The organism is Photobacterium sagamiensis (assembly GCF_050337085.1).
In the GTDB taxonomy this organism is placed as follows: Bacteria; Pseudomonadota; Gammaproteobacteria; order Enterobacterales; family Vibrionaceae; genus Photobacterium; species Photobacterium sagamiensis.
Genome location: NZ_JAKJSP010000083.1, coordinates 1 through 17,293, shown reverse-complemented (window position 1 = coordinate 17,293; position 17,293 = coordinate 1). Strand labels below are relative to the sequence as shown.

Annotated in this window: 19 protein-coding genes and 1 pseudogene; 5 read left to right on the top strand and 15 right to left on the bottom strand. The window is 42.2% G+C overall.

The features are described from left to right. Positions 1-143: peptide deformylase (locus tag L4D76_RS27245; protein ID WP_428443983.1), on the bottom strand; the 143-nt coding region annotated here is incomplete at its 3' end. A 210-nt stretch (positions 144-353) separates the two neighbouring features. On the opposite strand from L4D76_RS27245, the gene L4D76_RS27240 reads away from it, so the two are divergent. Together L4D76_RS27240 and L4D76_RS27235 are read left to right on the top strand one after the other, a co-directional pair. Beyond that, positions 354-1,244 carry a site-specific integrase gene (locus tag L4D76_RS27240; RefSeq protein WP_428443979.1) on the top strand — a complete coding sequence of 297 codons (891 nt, stop codon included), beginning with the start codon at positions 354-356 and terminating at the stop codon, positions 1,242-1,244. Then, positions 1,241-2,302, top strand: a complete 1,062-nt coding sequence (locus L4D76_RS27235) for an IS91 family transposase (RefSeq protein WP_428443978.1) — start codon at positions 1,241-1,243, stop codon at positions 2,300-2,302. The genes L4D76_RS27240 and L4D76_RS27235 overlap by 4 nt, the downstream gene beginning before the upstream one ends. 236 nt (positions 2,303-2,538) lie before the next feature. On the opposite strand, the gene L4D76_RS27230 is transcribed toward L4D76_RS27235, so the two are convergent. Beyond that, positions 2,539-3,009: a hypothetical protein gene (locus L4D76_RS27230; protein ID WP_428443977.1), complete on the bottom strand. Its 471-nt coding sequence runs from the start codon at positions 3,007-3,009 to the stop codon at positions 2,539-2,541. Positions 3,010-3,612: 603 nt separating this feature from the next. Here L4D76_RS27230 and L4D76_RS27225 point away from each other — a divergent pair. After that, a complete protein-coding gene (locus L4D76_RS27225; RefSeq protein ID WP_428443976.1) occupies positions 3,613-3,741 on the top strand; it encodes a hypothetical protein in 129 nt (42 codons plus the stop codon). 434 nt (positions 3,742-4,175) lie between these two features. On the opposite strand, the gene L4D76_RS27220 is transcribed toward L4D76_RS27225, so the two are convergent. After that, on the bottom strand, positions 4,176-4,652 hold the full coding sequence (locus L4D76_RS27220; RefSeq protein WP_428443975.1) for a hypothetical protein: 477 nt from the start codon (positions 4,650-4,652) through the stop codon (positions 4,176-4,178). Positions 4,653-4,981: 329 nt separating this feature from the next. On the opposite strand from L4D76_RS27220, the gene L4D76_RS27215 reads away from it, so the two are divergent. Next, positions 4,982-5,962: an integron integrase gene (locus L4D76_RS27215; RefSeq protein ID WP_428443974.1), complete on the top strand. Its 981-nt coding sequence runs from the start codon at positions 4,982-4,984 to the stop codon at positions 5,960-5,962. A gap of 128 nt (positions 5,963-6,090) precedes the next feature. On the opposite strand, the gene L4D76_RS27210 is transcribed toward L4D76_RS27215, so the two are convergent. The 11 genes from L4D76_RS27210 to L4D76_RS27160 form a co-directional block, all read right to left on the bottom strand. Next, complete coding sequence (locus tag L4D76_RS27210) at positions 6,091-7,071, bottom strand: alpha/beta hydrolase (protein WP_428443973.1); 981 nt, start codon at positions 7,069-7,071, stop codon at positions 6,091-6,093. A gap of 647 nt (positions 7,072-7,718) precedes the next feature. After that, a complete protein-coding gene (locus tag L4D76_RS27205; RefSeq protein ID WP_428443972.1) occupies positions 7,719-7,982 on the bottom strand; it encodes a DUF3622 domain-containing protein in 264 nt (87 codons plus the stop codon). A 181-nt stretch (positions 7,983-8,163) separates the two neighbouring features. After that, positions 8,164-9,006 carry a metal ABC transporter solute-binding protein, Zn/Mn family gene (locus L4D76_RS27200; RefSeq protein ID WP_428443982.1) on the bottom strand — a complete coding sequence of 281 codons (843 nt, stop codon included), beginning with the start codon at positions 9,004-9,006 and terminating at the stop codon, positions 8,164-8,166. A 63-nt stretch (positions 9,007-9,069) separates the two neighbouring features. Then, positions 9,070-9,945 (bottom strand): metal ABC transporter permease, encoded by an 876-nt coding sequence (locus L4D76_RS27195; RefSeq protein WP_428443971.1) that lies wholly within the window; start codon positions 9,943-9,945, stop codon positions 9,070-9,072. Continuing rightward, positions 9,945-10,688, bottom strand: coding sequence for a metal ABC transporter ATP-binding protein (locus tag L4D76_RS27190; protein WP_428443981.1), 744 nt, complete (start codon positions 10,686-10,688; stop codon positions 9,945-9,947). Before L4D76_RS27190 ends, L4D76_RS27195 begins: the two co-directional genes overlap by 1 nt. Continuing rightward, positions 10,688-11,557, bottom strand: a complete 870-nt coding sequence (locus L4D76_RS27185; RefSeq protein WP_428443980.1) for a metal ABC transporter solute-binding protein, Zn/Mn family — start codon at positions 11,555-11,557, stop codon at positions 10,688-10,690. The genes L4D76_RS27190 and L4D76_RS27185 overlap by 1 nt, the downstream gene beginning before the upstream one ends. A 151-nt stretch (positions 11,558-11,708) precedes the next feature. Beyond that, a complete protein-coding gene (locus tag L4D76_RS27180; RefSeq protein WP_428443970.1) occupies positions 11,709-12,290 on the bottom strand; it encodes a DUF6162 family protein in 582 nt (193 codons plus the stop codon). Then, positions 12,287-12,604 carry a hypothetical protein gene (locus L4D76_RS27175; RefSeq protein ID WP_428443969.1) on the bottom strand — a complete coding sequence of 106 codons (318 nt, stop codon included), beginning with the start codon at positions 12,602-12,604 and terminating at the stop codon, positions 12,287-12,289. The genes L4D76_RS27180 and L4D76_RS27175 overlap by 4 nt, the downstream gene beginning before the upstream one ends. An 87-nt stretch (positions 12,605-12,691) precedes the next feature. Beyond that, positions 12,692-13,528 (bottom strand): DUF4198 domain-containing protein, encoded by an 837-nt coding sequence (locus L4D76_RS27170; RefSeq protein ID WP_428443968.1) that lies wholly within the window; start codon positions 13,526-13,528, stop codon positions 12,692-12,694. 17 nt (positions 13,529-13,545) lie between these two features. After that, positions 13,546-14,061: a DUF2271 domain-containing protein gene (locus L4D76_RS27165; protein WP_428443967.1), complete on the bottom strand. Its 516-nt coding sequence runs from the start codon at positions 14,059-14,061 to the stop codon at positions 13,546-13,548. A 35-nt stretch (positions 14,062-14,096) separates the two neighbouring features. Further along, a complete protein-coding gene (locus L4D76_RS27160) occupies positions 14,097-14,762 on the bottom strand; it encodes a PepSY-associated TM helix domain-containing protein (protein ID WP_428443966.1) in 666 nt (221 codons plus the stop codon). 609 nt (positions 14,763-15,371) lie between these two features. Here L4D76_RS27160 and L4D76_RS27155 point away from each other — a divergent pair. Continuing rightward, positions 15,372-17,060: a sensor domain-containing diguanylate cyclase gene (locus tag L4D76_RS27155; RefSeq protein WP_428443965.1), complete on the top strand. Its 1,689-nt coding sequence runs from the start codon at positions 15,372-15,374 to the stop codon at positions 17,058-17,060. A gap of 102 nt (positions 17,061-17,162) precedes the next feature. On the opposite strand, the pseudogene L4D76_RS27150 reads toward L4D76_RS27155, so the two are convergent. Further along, positions 17,163-17,293: pseudogene (locus tag L4D76_RS27150) on the bottom strand (transposase); the annotation flags it as partial.

The following is a 17,293-nucleotide window of genomic DNA, read 5'->3' as shown; positions in this document are numbered from 1 at the left end:
GCTAAACCAATACCATCATCGGTACTGTACATAGTTTCGAGCATGTCTTCGATTAATTGCTGAACTTGACTGATATCTTTAACTTCAGAAGCTTGAATTTTTAACTTCTGATTCGGAATTGTAAGTACTTCTAAAACTGCCATTTTACCTCGAAACTAAAATAAGGGCTTATAACGCCTAGAATAAGGTGTGCGAACGATACACTTACAAAGCGTACTGAACTCCACACCAAAACCGCCGAGTGTAACGCATCACCTTGATTCTTTTGTTGAACGAAGCCGCTGCGCGGCAGAGTGAAGCGAAAATACTCCTCAAACTACCCTTAATACTCCAATCACTACGGAGTATTTATCATGAATGCCGAACAGCAATTTCGCGCCAATTATCTTTATGAACAACAGCTTACTAACTTAAATCTGCAAGGTAAACGCCCCGCAACCATTGACGCCTATTCACGTGCGGTACGTCGCATTACTCACCACTTTGATAAAGCACCCGATACCCTTTCAACCGACGATCTTAAGCAATACTTCGCCCARCTTATCMAWACCCATTCTTGGAGCACTGTCAGGGTTGAACGCAATGGTTTACAGTTCTTTTTTAAGCATGTGCTTCACCGCGAATGGGAATGGCTTAACATCGTTAAGCCCCCACAAAACAGACGATTACCAGAYATTCTTACCCCGCAAGAAGTCGGMCTACTGATCAGCTTTACTCATCAACTGCGTTATCAAGTCTGCTTTTTAACGATATACAGTCTTGGATTACGGCTGGGTGAAGCACTCAATCTTACTGTCGGTGACATTGATAGTCAGCGAATGCTMGTCCACATTCGTAATGCCAAAGGGGGGAAAGATCGCTTCATCCCACTACCTCGGCGCACCTTGTATGCCTTGCGTTGTTTCTGGCAAACCCACAAACACCCACGKTTTTTGTTTCCCTCTCACAACCGTGTTRTCGATAATTTTATGGATCGCGGTGGTGTTCAAAAAGCCATGCGAGCAGTCATTAAAGAATGTGGGATCACCAAGTCTATCAGTCCGCATAATCTACGTCACAGTTACGCCACTCACTTATTGGAACRAGGGTTGGATTTGCGTTCTGTCCAACATCTACTCGGACATAACAGTCTAAACACCACGGCGCGTTACACCCATCTCACCGACATATCACGCCAAAATACCTCACAGGCGATTAACCAACTCGCTAACGGATTAACCCTCATGTGGGAGATAAAAGCATGATGTTTCAATCACTTTTATGCGACCACCTTGATGAGTTAATGGCAACATATTCCTCGTCTATGACGTCTGATATTCGCCTTGCGATTCACGCAATGCTCACCTGCCACACCGAACAAAACGGCTACAGCCAGTGGCATTGCCAGCACTGTGAACATCGAGTGCAATCTCCGATGTCCTGCGGACATCGCAACTGCTCTCGGTGCCAGCACCGAACTACTTCTGATTGGCTTGAAAAACAACAAAGTAAGCTAYTACCCATCGACTACTTTATGGTGACGTTTACCTTGCCAGCCGAGCTTCGACCCTTAGCTAAACGTTACCCTAAACAGATTTACCAAGCGATGTTTACGGTCAGTGCCTCGATAATAAAAGACTTCGCGTTTCGTGCTAAAAACATCGGTGAGACTATCGGATTTACGTCGGTGCTTCATACCCATAATCGACGCCGAGATTTACACCCGCATATTCATATGGTGGTGACTGGCGGCGGCTTTGATACCAATAAACGGCAATGGATAAACTGTAAAAATCAGTRTCTATTCAACGCCTTTGCTTTAGCTAAAGTGTGGCGAGCACGTTTGCTCAACCACATCACTTGTACACTAAAATTAACGTTACCTCRTCAAYYWYCTCAAAAATGGGTCGTTGATTGTCGWCATGTTGGACGGGGCAAACCGGCTTTATTGTATTTATCTAAATACCTATACCGTGGCGTGTTAGCCGACAACGATATTCTTTAYRAAGACAACGGGAATATCACTTTTCGTTACYTGGAYAGCCAAACTAAAACGAATMAAACTCGAACATTACCTGTCGTGAAATTTCTCTGGCTGATATTGCAACATGTGTTACCCAAAGGMTTAAGACGCGTGCGTGATTACGGTTTACTTCGTGGTCACACAAAACRCCTACTTCAACAAATACAGTMTGTCTTTATGATTGCAGGGCAACTGACGTTGCCTGCATTGGGAGATAAACCCATCAGCCGAAAAGCCGATTACTTTTGTCCTTGCTGTCACCATTTAATGCGATGTCTTGGCGTATTTCGACCGAGATAAGATAGCGTTATAAAAGGATAATGGTTTAGCTTTTACTTTAGGAGGTAACCATAATTAAACATTAAAATCAGTCGATTATGTTTATTGGTTTTGAGCCAAGGACGGTGCTCGTTTCAATATAACCGCTTATCTGCAATCACACTTTCGCTTCTTCGTAATATTTCCCTATATAAGGTGGCTCGGGCTTGTTCAACACTTCGGATAGGTGTCGGCTTCGCGACACGTATCCTTATCTGTTATGAGTTTGGGTTATCAGTATCGCGAATGTGTTTGCATATACGAACATAAAGTAGAGAAAGCCATATCTGAAATGGGATTATATCAATTGGCGTGCTTGAAATTTCTTCATCAACTGAAAAGGCGTAGGTATAGTAGAAAAACAAACCAACTATCATAGGGATTAGTAAAACGCAAAACCTGATACCCACGACAAAGTTAATGCTAAAAAAACGCCCGAGAAAATCAGACCCGTCTCCTGCACCATTCGCTCTATACGCAAAGAATGTACCCACTATTGGTATAACAATATTTCCCACTGTGCCTATAGTGTCCCACATGTTGGGATTTTCCACTGATAAAAAAGACATAGCTTCCATACCAATTATGCTGAGTACAATATAAATGAATGCATAAATGAATCGGTCTTGCTCAGTGAATTCACCTGCTCTAATATCCTTTTTCAGATTTTCAATTTTCCAAAAGTACATTTATTTTCTCCCTTACTCATAACGCCGAACATAAGTTGCACCACGACCAACTAACCAAACACACTAAACTCCATACCAAAACTGCGGAGTAAAACGTGTCAACTTGATGTTTTTGTTATAACCGATATAAATCAAAAGCTTAAATCTAAAATACAACGTAAAGCTTTCAACAACAACTCGCCTTTTCTCTTTTGCGATTCACTCAACACGACTCAATAATCACAGCATGGATTATCACTAAAAGCGACTGAGTAAACGCTGAAGCCAAACACAAACCAGATGAAAACCTGTGTTGCGGTACGCGAATATTGAAGAATTACCCTGCACTCTTGGCAATGAACTTAGACCCACAAAATTTGAACCGCAACGGGCACAATGACAAACACCATCAATGAATAATTGCGGCTAAAGGACTTATTAAGCGCGATAGAAATTTGGCAAGAAAGCCTTGTATACACCAAGCCTCAAACCGCAATAGCCGACAAACGAAACTCACTGCATTTCAACTGACAAGATATTAAAAAAGCGACCACTTGCCGAAGACCAAACCATAAAAATAATGGCAAGATGGAGGTTATAACGCCTAGGATAAGGTGCGCCACGATGAACTCACCAAACCCACTAAACTTCATACCAAAAATGCCGAGTGTAATGCGTCACCTTGATACTTTTGTTATGCAACTCAATCCATTAACGCTGCCTTTGCTTGGCCGAGAATCTGTCCGTGCATGATGTCTTTTGGCTGAAACAGCAACAAATCCTGACCTAAAAATCCCGGTAAACAATCCACGCCTTTAAGCCAACAGGACTTTCTCACATTCCTGATACTAAACTTGATTGGCTACCCTGCGATGAAGTTGAAAGCCAATGGGATCGCTGCTTTCTGAAACCACGGAACACAAAGGGTGTTAAACGAAAGCCTGACGATTCGCACTCAAAGACAACAACTGAACTTCCAACTAGCTTATCCCCGATGCCAAACGGGAGCCTTTTGATGAACGAATGGCCTGAGAAACTTTGGTATTGACCGATGAAGTTATAACAAAAAACAATACCTTGCTCTAGGTGCATAACGTCTAACATAAGTTGCACCACGACCAACTCACCAAGCACACTGAACTCCATACCAAAACTGCGGAGTAAAACGTGTCAACTTGATGTTTTTGTTATATTTTACTTTCCACTAATTTTAATATGGAGAATGGTTTACCTTTATTTATGAAATGTCTACCAACCTCATAAGCCATATTTTCTAGCGGTGCATCATCGTAACCAAATACGTTAATTTCCTTTGCGTACCGTTGCAAAAAGCCGATACCACCAAGTTTTTGCCACTGGATAGAATGTACTAACTCATGTATATGAATTTCTAGGTCATCTTTATGCTGCGGCTTCATAAAATATGTATTTTTATAAGTAATCGCACCGCAATCCATATCTAAGAAATCACCTAAGCCAATATCAATCAGTTCAGGAAAAGACGGCTTTGGTATGTCGTTAGTTATGACATACCTGCATTCACGAAGAAAATCCCGAGAATAATAACCTTTGAAATGGTCGTAGAAACTTTCACAGGAAATAGCCTGATATTTATATGACTTATTAATTTCATCAATCCATGCATCGAATTTTTCTAAAACCATCCCAGAACCTCATTAAAAATATAACATTTTATTCAACGAACCAAGATCGTATATCATGCTCGTTTATCTCATTACACTCAATTATGCCATTACATAATAAAAACCAATTACATAGGTAACATTACTGACAAAACCATCAAGCATATATACGATCTAAGATCATGTATCCAATCAAAATCGTATCTTTCTATGTAATTGTTTCATTGAACATTTCAAACAATAATTGAGCTATGCAGAAATATACGAAACATGGGTAAATCAAAATTGAAAAAACATCACCTGTTCACTACTCTCACAAGACACTGTGTAAATAAACAGGTAGAAATCAAATGGATGTACCACCGCCGATAAACTCCAACTCATACAACTTTGTACATCAGTTTCGGGCTTTCATTCGTTCTCGGGGGCTTGCCTATACAACGGAAAAAACTTATATACATTGGGTAAAGCGCTTCATCTATTACCAAGGATATAATGCCCGTCATGAAATTGATGCCGAGCACATTCAGCGATATCATGATCATCTGGCTGTCGAGATGAATGTTTCGCCAAACACACAAAAGACTGCACTTAATGCGCTTGTTTTTCTATGTCGCGAGTTTCTGCATCAAAATACCGAACAACTTAGTTTCAAACGAGCAACGAAGAAGCCCAAGTTACCGGTGGTCTTTAGCCATCAAGAAGCAGTAGCTGTCATCACACATATACCTCTGCCCTATCAGCTTGCAGCACAACTAATGTATGGTAGTGGCCTGAGAATCAATGAATCATTACGGCTTCGCATTCAGGATATTGATTTGAAAACAAGTTCATTAACCGTTAGAAATGGTAAAGGAAATAAGGACCGACAGACATTACTCCCTAAAACACTACATGATGGACTTTACGAACAGATGAATCATGTACGATGGCTGCACAATCAAGATCTCCGCAACGGGTTTGGTGAAGTATATCTGCCGTATGCTCTAAGCCGAAAATACGCGGGTAAGGCGAAAAGAATCGGCTGGCAATACCTTTTTCCGGCAAGAGAGCTCAGCATTGATCCGCGCTCATCCCGAAAAATGCGCCATCATATTACAGATCGGACGTTACAATCATACGTCAAGAAAGCAATATTTAAAGCTGAAGTGGTCAAACAGGCCGGAAGCCATACTTTTCGTCATTCTTTTGCCACAAGACTATTAGAGAACGGAACAGATCTGAGAAATATTCAGGAATTACTTGGTCATGCGGATATCAAAACGACTCAGATATATACCCATGTTGCCGGATTACATCATAGTGGCGTCATAAGTCCCCTAGATAAATAATCTAATATTAGCATCCTCGCTACAGGGGTACGTATAGCGATTTGATTCTATTGCCACTGCAAACGAACTGAAGTAGGAAGATAAAGCCGCCATCTGCATGGTAAATCTATCAAGTGAGTATTTTACAATTAATTCTCTGATGAAAATACCTTAGTAAAAAATTCAATAATATGCTGACCTTGTAGCGATTTCAGATCATGACCACCTTGATGGTCGAACGCTTCGACCGCTATTCCTTTTCCTTTCAGATTCTGTATTAAATATCGACTTCCTTCAGGAATCCATTTAAAACTATCTGCATTGCCATATTCAATACGAATTGACAGAAGCTGTTTTTTTTGTTCCGAATAGTCCTCTACCTTGCTTGGCACATCACCGAAACCCGAAGACCATTTAGCCCTAACTGAAGGTGATTCCGAATCCCACTCATGCCAATACTTATTATTATCGCCCTGAGGATCTGGTGCAAACGTAGCAGCATAGCCATCCAAGAAACTCGACCACCCGCTTTTTATCCATTGTTTGACCGCTTTGTCTAGACCTTTCTCATCAAATAACCCAGGGCTCAATGAAAAAACATGCTTAAACTTATCCGGATGGTTAAATCCGATGTTAATCGCGGCATACCCCCCCATAGAAAAGCCCGCCACTCCCCTGTATTTCGATTCGGTTAGCGTTCGATAATTATTATCTATATAATTGACAACATCATTAGTAACAAAATCCTCCCAATTGCCAATAATAGGTGAGTTAGCATAAAAACTTCCACCAAATTGATTGGAGCCATTTACTCCTACTACAATCATTTCTTCGGCTTTACCTTCATCAATATATTCATCTAGAATTTTACCAGAGATAACATGCGCTTCCGAAGGAGCTCCGCCATAACCATGAAAATAATATATGACAGGGTATCTATTTTCAGAAATAAAATATGACGGAGGTAAAGAGATGTAAAGTGACTGCATCTGTTCATTTATTAACTTGCTATTTAATAACGAAGGTGCGTCAATTTTTATTGATTGAACGCGAAATCCCTTAGCCATGCTAGCATGGCTAAACAAGAACAAAGTGATTAAAAGTAATATTCTAATATCTTTAATAAACATGTATTCTATCCTCCCTGACTTACTACGTCTGTTAATATACCCAAAGCTTTTAACGTTCAGACATACCATGAACGGTACTCTTTATCCCTGTCGGACAAGGTCAATTATTGTTCTAACCAACTTAACCAATTTCGATTTAGTTCTAACGCAGGAATCATTTTTTAGTACAGAGCACCAGTGTAATAGCAATCGTCTGGATGTCTTTTTGTCCTAATAGCTTCAGGGGAAAGTTATTATTCTTCCTACCTGTTAGGTCAATAAAGCAGGAAATTAACACGCTACCGCCAAAGATAACTAAATCCCCTTAGCGCAACAGAATGATATGCAATCATAACATCAACTTAATTGCTCAGAATTATAGTGAAATTAATTTGCGAGTCATAACAAAAATCCTGAAAAAACAGACTGCTATCAGGACAATGGATTCACGCAATTGAGGGAGTGGATCTAGCTGGCAACGATTGATTCAGGACGAGAGCGGGTATTAAAAGGCTGATATCGGACAAATAAACCGAAGCATCAACTGATGTTTATACCGTACTACTTGGAAATGTGAATTCATGCATTTCCAGGTAGCTTGGGCACATACAAAAAAACCTTAGGCTGGATCAGCCTAAGGTTTCTAACAATAATAACGAATAGTTAGTTTAGATCGGTGTTACTTCTTCTGAATCAACTACTTCATCTACTGCTTTGCGCTGAAGCGATTTACGCTTATTGCGCTCTACTTGGCTTTGTACAAATTCTGCCAACGCCTTCTCTGCCCATTCTGTTGCTTCTGCTTCGGTAGCAAAGTCCGCTTGGCGCTTAGAGATAGTGGTTCGTCTTGCTGATACTTGTCGAATAATTTCCGCCGCCCAGCCATTTCTTTTTTCTACTATGCGGTAATCAAATTTCTTGCCGTTTGCCATTTTTTTTCCTAGAGATTATTCAAGGTAAAGCATTTATTAATCAAATCCATCTGTTATCGCTCTGAACAACGCTATCCCTTCGTAAGCCCGACATTAAAACACATTTAGCAGGCTTTGTTGATCTATTCATGTGAAGCTAGCTCTCCCCCAACGACCAAGTACCGTTAACAGTAATTTGGCATTACAATTCTAGTAGCCAGCGATTAAGCGGTTTCTCTTTATTGATGCCTTCACGCCCCCATCGATCAACACTATCAACAACTAGAATACGCTCTGGGTTAGGTACCATTGTTTTCAGCCGGGTACTGACTTTCTTTGAGGTCAACAGCCATAACGAATCATCAGCATTGAGCAACTCAGATAAAGCCCGCTTGTCTTCTGCCGTCCATTCAAGCTCTGGGTGGGTAAACCGCTCGACAACAAACAATTGATTACCTGAAGCGAAATCTTCCAGCTCTTCTGATAGCAGTACAACCGAATCTATCTCGGCATCAATCAATACTTTCTGTTGCTGATTGATTAACTGACGCACAGCAATCATCAGTTGCTGCTGATTCTTTTCAATTATTTTTGCGTGTTCAGGCCAAACTTGTTGCAAGTCTTGACTGACAATTGCAATCATTCGAGTCAGGTTCGTCGGGTTCAGCCAGGCATACAGCGATGTCGACCCATCTTCAAGACGTAAAGCTGCAACTCCTTGAGCACGTGGTGATATTGCCTGGGATGCATCAATTTCAATAATACGAACATTGCCCTGTCTGGCATGAACGAACAGTGGGTCCTGTGGCCAAACAGCACCTAAAGTAATGGCAACAGTCGCATCTTTAGCCGCTTGTACCGTTAGCTCTGCCCCTTTGGTACTAAACCAGTTTGGTAAACGAGACACACCAAAACGCGTCGGCGGTAAATATCGGGTTGTAATCTCAGTACCTTTGGTTAGCTCTGTGGCTAACATATATGTCACTGGCGTAGCAGTTAAAATATCTTCTGCCTTTGCTACCGCAGAAGTCATCGCAGAGCCCATGATTACGATTGCAAAAGCTGTTTTTAAAAGTCGATTTTTAATAATGGTCTTAAACACGTCAGGTTATCCTTTTCGGATTATGCGGTAGCACGTTGCAGTCATGAAGAAGCAAGCTGAAACGATGATGATTGCAGCACCTGATGGTACTGGTAGTTTCATTTCCATGGGTAAAATGGTGCCTATCAGGCAACTGATCGTGGCGAGAAAAGCCGACATCAGTACAAAGCTGCCCATATTCTTCGTTAACAGGCGAGCAGTCGCCCCCGGGATCAGTAATAGCGCCCCCACTAACACTGCACCAACAATTTTCACAGACGCAATAGTGACCAGCGTAATCATCATCACAAACAGGTAATCATAAAAATTGGTCGCATAGCCGCGCACACGGGCAATATCAGGGCTAATACACGTCAGTAAAATACGGTTAAACGTAGGCACTAAAACAAGGACAATCAATGCACAACTGACTGCCAGTATCAGCAAGTCATAATCTGTCACCGTCAGGATCGAACCGAACAGCACGTTTTCCAGCATATGGATATTTATCTTACGTGCAACGTACATTAATAGCGCCGCACCAACAGCCAATGCCAGCGCCAGAAATACACCAACCAGCGTATCGTAAGGCACGCTCGTACGATTTCGGACAAAATGCAGGAGTAAGGCGAAGATCATACAAAAACTGAATAAGCCGATGATCGGGTTATCGGGCGGCTCACCCAATAAGACACCCAGCGCGATACCGGTTAATGCTGCGTGTCCTACCGCTTCAGAAAAAAACGCCAGACGCTTAGCAATAACCAGCGTACCCAGCCCTCCCAATAACGGGCCCAGCAACAATGCCGCCACTACTGCATTTACCATGAAGGAATATGAGAAACTTTCGCTCAACCAACCCGTGTCAACGCCCGCTTGCGCCCAAAAACGAATTAAATCCATTACGCGACCTTCTTCATTGTTTTATTTACAGATACTGGCTCAGCGCTATAGTGGTTAAACAGGCGCTCAATTTTTTCAGGAACAAGCACCTCAGAGACCGCACCACTATCAATTAAGTGTCGATTAACAACATGAACTTCAGCCTGTAAACGGCGAACTGCCGTCACATCGTGATGAACCGCTATTATTGTTTTGTTTTCCTGAACCAGCTCATGGATTAGCGTTTCGATATAGCAAACACCTTGTTCGTCCATACCCGTCGTTGGCTCGTCCAGAACCAGCAAGTCCGGGCTATCCAGCAGAGCCTGCGCAAACAATACACGCTGTTGTTCGCCCCCGGATAATTGCCCCATTCGACGGTCGGCACGGTTAGCCATGCCAATACGATCTAACTGAGCTAAGGCATGATCTTGTTCTCTTTTACGTTTACGCCAGAACAACGGGTTACGGCTCTGGTTAAGTAAAATAAAATCCATCACGGTAAAAGGCAGACTAGATTCAAAGGTCGCTTTTTGTGGCACATAACCAATCGTCCCTTTCTCTTCAGGCCATTGGATCTCAATATCACCAGTAAATGGCGTCAAGCCTAAAATTGAACGTAGTAGCGAAGTTTTGCCGCCACCATTCGGTCCCATCACAACATGTGACTTGCCAGCTGATAGTTCGTGATTAATATCTTGCAGAATAATGTTGTCACCATATTTCAGGCCGACATTTTGTAAACGGATAGCAGGGCCCACAATTAGCGTCCTCCCTTCTCTGCCGCAAATTTCATGGCTTCAACCAAGGTCGCCAAATTCTCTCTCATCTCGGTCTCAACCTTGTTCACATCATACGATCCATGGGTCATATGCGAGAATCGATATAGCTGTACGCCAGTCGCTTGTTCTATGGTTTCAACATAACGATTTGGCATATTTAGCTCATAAAAAAGCACGTCGATACCGGCGTTTTTGATCTTCTCAATTGTACCCTGCAACTGACTGGCACTCGGCTCAACACCATGGGCGGGTTCGATAACCGCGGCAACATCCACCCCGAATTCTTGCAAAATATAACCGTATGCATTGTGGGTAGTCGCAACGGTCATACCCGCAGTATCCAAATCACCTAAGGTCAGCATGGCTTCGCGCTTCATTTTGCGAAACTTGGTCGCATACGCACGGGCATTTTTACGGTATTCACGTGCGTTAGCCGGATCGATTTTCGCGAGTTCACTGGCAATGCTGTACACCTTCTGAATGGTGGTCGACAGCCCAACAAAGGTATGAGGGTTAACCGCTCCATCTCCGACTGATTGCCCCATTGCTGGTAACAGCGGCACATCTTTATTGGCTTCTATCACGATAAGATCGTCGCGGTTCGCGGCTTTGATGACCTTCAACGCAAAATCATCATGACCGATACCATTAATGACAATAATATCCATTTTTTTCAGACGACGCAGATCATTAGGCTGAGGTAAGTAGTTATGGGAATTAAAGCCTTCGTCCACCAAAGGCAATACCTCTGCTTTGTCACCGACAACCGCTTTTACATAGCTGTAATAAGGTTGAAGGGTAATACCAATGGTTAATTTCTCCTTTGCCTGAACCTGTAGTGCACCAAACATGAATACAATGACCAATGCCTTTTTGATAAGAGTTTTATTTCTGGGCTGTTTTTTAAATAAAATCATGTTTAATAAAAGCTTTTTTAATAAAAATTTCATGATAGATACCATGTGTTGAAAATCTGACTAATTAATACAAACGGCTGTCTTGCTAAATCACTCCGTTATCTGCAAACACAACTTGCTTCCAACCTGTCTCTATTAACACGCGGGTTTGGAGTGGAACCCTTTCAGATCTAATGTCACCTGAAATAACAGGCTGGATCGTCTTATCCAGGTGTAACCAAATATCAGGTTCCTCTTGCATCGAATTCAAAACAACAGAGGCCGAACCACTCTCTAATTGAGGTACACCCTGATAAAGCGCAGGCGAAATTTTGAACCAAAGATGCTTTCCTTTTCGTTCCCAGCCTTTATCCTGAATAAAAGGGGCTAACCAAAGTGCTTCAAGCTCAGCAATATCAGCCCAGCTCTCAGTGCCATCTAATTCGACGCTATCCTGGTGTAAATTACGAATTTCTTCATGGGCCAGTCGGAGTTCAGCAATCATTGCTAACTCATCAGCTGCCAAATCTTTGATAAAAACCTGATGCGGGCTCAACGTTTGCTGTTGAACAGTTTCCTGGTGATACGGCAGTAAGATCGCAGCAACAGCCAAAATAAGAGAAATAGAAAGAGCGACCCATTTTCCTTCACGACCACCATCATCGGTATGAACAGTTTGGCTGATCATTTTTCTGAAATCTCAACTACATCAACTTCAACCGGATTTTCATGGCCAGCATCAAACACCAAATAGAAATCAGTCTCCGGTTTGGTGAATTCGCTAATTGAACGCTTATCGGTGGTCTCTTTGGCAATCAGGTTATCATCGTAGTCATACAAGTTGATGTCATAATCCACGGCTGTACTCCCGTCACTGTAGCCAGCTTCGCAAATCACTTTATCGGCTTCGAACCAACAGCTCATCAAGGGAAAATGTGCACTTGCAGTGCCAGAGAATAGTGCGGTAAGAGACAATAAAACAAGGCTTGTGCTCTTTTTCATGAAGACCTCAACAGCTTAATAAGGAAGAAATTAACAGCCTGCTGAGACAGGCTATTTCAATAGTTAGCAAGGGATAGTTAACAATCGTTACTGAAGTAACGCTTCAAAGGTAAAATGAACATTGACGCTTGCAGTGTCTGCCAATGGGTTGTTGGGTAACTCACCTTTATAGTTTGCTTTCATCAGCCAACGACCTGCCGTATCAGGTGTAAAGGTCACCATGCCACTCTCATCACTCACAACATCAATCTGCTCTTGGTGGTTACGGTAAAGTGTGCCTTCACGGGTGATCTCTGCAGTCACACCCTGCTGAGGTTCACCGTTATAGAAAAACTTAAAGCTGACTTCATCGCCTTCGACAATATCGGATGGATGCGTAACAGGCAGTAGTTCCAGGTATTTACCTTCAATGTCCATGGCTTTACCGGTTGGTTTACCCACGGTTACGTAGCTTTCTGCACGAGTGAAGCCCAGCTGAGTTACAACATCACGAGACTTCTTCGGAAGTAGTGCTTCACGCTCGGCCTTGTTCGCTTTCAACCATTTAACAGTGTCTCGTCGGCCAGCTTTATACTGAGTGTAATAAGTCGGCACGTTGTTGATTTCGACTTTGTGCGTACCCTCTTCTTCAAAGTAGAAATCGAAGATAGAACGACGCTTACCACGGATCACAAAGTTTGGCCGTTCTTTGCGGCCATCCGGCATCACAACTTCTGCTGATTCACTACCTGCAGGTTTATCAAACACAAACGTACCGTGTGACGCTGTCACGTCAAAAGTTAACCAATCGCCGCCTTCTTTCGATACCGTGAAGTGGGAAGGAACGACCCAGCGTGGATGTGCATTTGCAGTTGCGGTTACAGCCAGACCCGCAACTACAGTACAAGCCATTGTCAGTGCTTTCACTTTGCTTTGTTTAGTCATTGTAATTACTCGACTTCCTATTTGATTTTGTAGTTAATCGTGATAACGCCAGTTTCTTCTGTTGGCGCAACCTTATAAGTGAATGCGGTATCACTTAGGTGCATCTTTTGACGTAAGTAATTTCGACCACCATGCTCACGGACCACTTCGGCGTAAAAGGTATAATCCCCTTGCTCTACACGGTTACCGTTCTCATCTAATCCATCCCAGACAAAACGATACTCACCCGCAGGACGTGTTGCTGACGTCACCGCGTCAACCAACTCGCGGTCATAACGGCCAACTTTTCGCCACCAGCTACGCAAATCTTTAAGCCACTCATCTTTGCCGACCCACAGCTCAATGGTGCGAATTGGTTTACGCTTGGTATCTTCAATCCAGACCGCCACATAAGGACGGGCATACATGGTGGTTTCAATTGTTGGCAACTCAAATTCCACCTCTATATGTGCGCTATCAGGAATTGCTGTAGCCTGAGCAAAAAGAGGCAAAGCCAATGCTGCAACCAGAAGGCTAGTGGTGATAAATGTCATGGAAAATCCTTTGGCAACAAATGCGCCGTTTATTTTTAAGGAACAGCAACAAAGAAGATTAATAAGGTGATAAGAGAGCCAAATAATGTCCACTTAAGCGAGGTGTTAAATGTCTTTTTCTTTGGCACTAACAAACACACACCCGTCAGAACAAAAAACACCATCAGTAAGGCTGTAATATCGATAAACCATTTCCATACATCACCGCTATTTCGCCCTTTGTGTAAGTCATTCAGTACTGCCACAGCGCCATAATGTGTTTTCTCGATAACCGCTTCTGCACTTGTCATATCAATAAATACCGCAACGTTATAGCCCGGGCCTTTGTAGTCCATCGTGATATCACCTTCGAGTAGTTCACCGTCTTCAACTTCAGTAAATACCTGCAGTGCCGAAGGCTGACCTGATAACTGGGCGTATTGCGTTAGGTGATCAACAAGGGCTATTTCATTCGGTACATATTCACCACGCTCTGAGCTCAACAGTTCAACCGGAAGTGACAAGGTTAATTGTGAAATATCAGGTTGACTTTTAACAAACAGATCCGGGCGATTTAACGTGATTCCGGTAATAGCAAAAAACAGCACAACAAGCAGTAATGCCATTGAAATATAGATATGCAGGCGACGAGCCCAAACCTGGACGACCTTGCTTTTCAACAGCGTCTTGTTGTTTAACAGTGCCTTGTTCTTAGACGACATGAGGATAACAGCCCGAATTAGACTTAGTGTTTCTGAATGGCCTTAATATAATTGAGAATGATTTTCATTGGCATTCTATTTACATTATTTACGTTAAGGTGAGACTAGTGTGGGCAAAGCGGTTGGCTAGGAAGGCATAAGTGCGGAATTGTGAACAGAAGCGCGGAAGGACTTCTAGGCATCCAAATAAGTGACTTTACATGAAATATTCGTATAAAAAACAGAACATTGAAATTCTATTAAAGTGGTGAGAAAAACCAGAATAACGCAGCTTATCACTCATTTTGGTCTAATTTGCCCAGAGAAAGGCGGAATTTTATGCTTGTGATGTAAACCAATCAGGTTACATGGCCACGTTGTGTTTGCTAGCAATAAACAAAGCAAAAGGTTTGTAGCAACTTAAATCACAACAGAGTTCACAGAGTTAGCCGGCTCGAGATTTAGGTTAACTCACTTCGGGACATTTTCGCGTTAGATCTTTAACTCTAAACTTTAGGCTTCGGATAACCTCTGGTATCGCAAATCACCAGAAATTCCTCTTGGGAAACCAATTAAAGAGTCTACTCTTAAGTATTGAGTATGTTGCTGATAATGTTAAGTGGTATGTCGATGAAAAAGCATTTTTGCAAAGTACGTGTACAGAACCGTCAAGAGAGGAGGACTTACCTTACGCTCACACTTTACTTCATATTCTTCGGTATCATCGTTGCAATACTCACTTCCCTTATCAACTACCAGATGCAGGTCATAAATATTGATAGTGCATTGAATAACAGGTTTATCAAGACGAAAGAATCGAAATATCAGTACATATCCCAATCTGTTATATCACAGAATAACACTCTGGGATCTATTCTAACCAACCCGACTACACAGAGGTATTTAAACACACCCAACACTGAATCCCTCTCTTTACTTGAAAACCTCTTGTTGGTGTTGATCAGTACAAACTCAGAATTTATGCAGGTTCGGTTCATCGAAGCTTCGGGTCAGGAAGTCATTCGTATAGAACGAGATACTACTGACACTATATCAGTGGTAAAGAAAGCCGACTTGCAGAATAAATCGAGTCGATACTACTTCAAAGAAACCAGAAAATTATCTGCGTTTGAATACTGGCACTCAAAATTAGACTTGAATATGGAGCATGGTCAGATTGAGTATCCTATTCGTCCTACCATACGCGCATCCGTCCCAGTTATACATAATGCTATGTTCGCAGGTATATTTATCATTAACGTAAGTGCTGACGACATACTTAGTAACGCTATTGAGTCACCAGATTTCACCATGATGCTCATTGATAAAGAAGGAGAAATCTTGGCGCACCCGAATTCAGAACTTGCGTGGAGCCGCTATTTACCAGGTCGGCGTTCCATGTTTGAACTTTACCCTGACATAACACCAGAATTTTTACAATCACCGCAAAGTAAAGTTGATAACCAATATCAGATTCCGCTGAAGGATGTCTTTAAAAATGGAGAGCAACTGCGTCTTATTTTAATTCCTAAGCCTGAAATGATTGACCGCATTTCGCAGAGCAACCTTCTGTCAGCGGCATTGATTGCTGTTATCGTATTGTTCATATCATTTCCGCTTTCATGGCTGGCAGCGCTACTACCTGCTCGCCTACAACAAAAGCTTACGGATACACTATCAGAACTCAGTCGCACAAATGAATTGTTAGATAAGCATGTCATAACCAGCAAAACCGATGCCCAAGGAGTGATCACGCAGGTCAGTCAGAAAATGTGTGATATATCAGGCTACACAAAAGACGAGTTGATTGGACAGACTCATCGTATTGTTACTCATCCTAACACTAATCCACACACACATGAGTCATTGTGGAAAACCATCAAAAGTGGTCAAACATGGGTCGGGGAGTTACAGAATATATCCCAATCAGGAGAAGCGTATTGGTTGCAGAGTATTATTAGCCCAGAGTATAAAAATGATGGTAGCTTAATCGGCTACGCTCAAGTCGCTCAAAATATTACATCCAAGAAAGCGTTGGAAAAAATATCAGTAACTGATGCGTTAACTCAAGTATATAACCGACATAGGTTAGACCAGATTTTGGGTGCTGAGGATGAAATATTTATACGCTATCAGCATCATTATGCTGTCATATTGCTTGACCTTGACCACTTTAAACATATTAACGATACATATGGACATCAGGCTGGGGATAGTGTTCTAGTACAAGTCGCAGAAGTACTGAAGGAAAATATTCGAAAGGTTGATTACGTTGGGCGATGGGGCGGAGAAGAGTTTTTAGTAATATGTCCTAAGTAACTAAGAAAAACTTATTTCAAATAAGTTGCCATAGCCATCTAACAAGGCAGCGATTTCTGCTTCCAGTGTTTCTTTACTCCAAGTAATAAAGCGGCGTCTGTAATACTTGGCCTGTTTCCAAAGGATTTCGATCAGATTCAATTCCGGACTGTATACCGGAAGATAGACCAATATCATGTAATGTTGCATCAGCCAGTGTTCTAGGGTTTTCTGATCGATCCCATGGCCATGGT